Raw genomic sequence first — 1,420 nt, 5'->3', positions numbered from 1 at the left:
AACACAGTGGACGCGAGCAACTGAGGACAAGCCCTCGGCCTATTAGTACCGGTCACCTCCACCCCTCACAGGGCTTCCAGATCCGGCCTATCAACCCAGTCGTCTACTGGGAGCCTTAACCCCTCAAAGGGGGAGGGAGTCCTCATCTCGAAGCAGGCTTCCCGCTTAGATGCTTTCAGCGGTTATCCTTTCCGAACGTAGCCAACCAGCCATGCCCTTGGCAGGACAACTGGCACACCAGAGGTTCGTCCGTCCCGGTCCTCTCGTACTAGGGACAGCCCTTCTCAAGACTCCTACGCGCACAGCGGATAGGGACCGAACTGTCTCACGACGTTCTAAACCCAGCTCGCGTACCGCTTTAATGGGCGAACAGCCCAACCCTTGGGACCGACTCCAGCCCCAGGATGCGACGAGCCGACATCGAGGTGCCAAACCATCCCGTCGATATGGACTCTTGGGGAAGATCAGCCTGTTATCCCCGGGGTACCTTTTATCCGTTGAGCGACGGCGCTTCCACAAGCCACCGCCGGATCACTAGTCCCGACTTTCGTCCCTGCTCGACCCGTCGGTCTCACAGTCAAGCTCCCTTGTGCACTTACACTCAACACCTGATTGCCAACCAGGCTGAGGGAACCTTTGGGCGCCTCCGTTACCCTTTGGGAGGCAACCGCCCCAGTTAAACTACCCATCAGACACTGTCCCTGATCCGGATCACGGACCCAGGTTAGACATCCAGCACGACCAGAGTGGTATTTCAACGACGACTCCACAACCACTGGCGTGGCCGCTTCACAGTCTCCCACCTATCCTACACAAGCCGAACCGAACACCAATATCAAACTGTAGTAAAGGTCCCGGGGTCTTTCCGTCCTGCTGCGCGAAACGAGCATCTTTACTCGTAGTGCAATTTCACCGGGCCTATGGTTGAGACAGTCGAGAAGTCGTTACGCCATTCGTGCAGGTCGGAACTTACCCGACAAGGAATTTCGCTACCTTAGGATGGTTATAGTTACCACCGCCGTTTACTGGCGCTTAAGTTCTCAGCTTCGCCAACCCGAAAGTCAGCTAACCGGTCCCCTTAACGTTCCAGCACCGGGCAGGCGTCAGTCCGTATACATCGCCTTACGGCTTCGCACGGACCTGTGTTTTTAGTAAACAGTCGCTTCTCGCTGGTCTCTGCGGCCACCCCCAGCTCAAGGAGCAAGTCCCATCACCAGAAGTGGCCCCCCTTCTCCCGAAGTTACGGGGGCATTTTGCCGAGTTCCTTAACCATAGTTCACCCGAACGCCTCGGTATTCTCTACCTGACCACCTGAGTCGGTTTAGGGTACGGGCCGCCATGAAACTCGCTAGAGGCTTTTCTCGACAGCATAGGATCATCCACTTCACCACAATCGGCTCGGCATCAGGTCTCACCCACA

At 56.6% G+C, this 1,420-nt stretch carries 1 rRNA gene; it reads right to left on the bottom strand.

Annotated elements, in window-relative coordinates:
* Positions 1-22 precede the first annotated feature (22 nt).
* Positions 23-1,420, bottom strand: a 23S ribosomal RNA gene (locus ACX6XY_RS29975); the annotation flags it as partial.

Source organism: Streptomyces sp. O3, from assembly GCF_054788135.1.
Note: the sequence above shows the minus strand (reverse complement) of the source record. Positions and strands in the feature narration are given on the sequence as shown.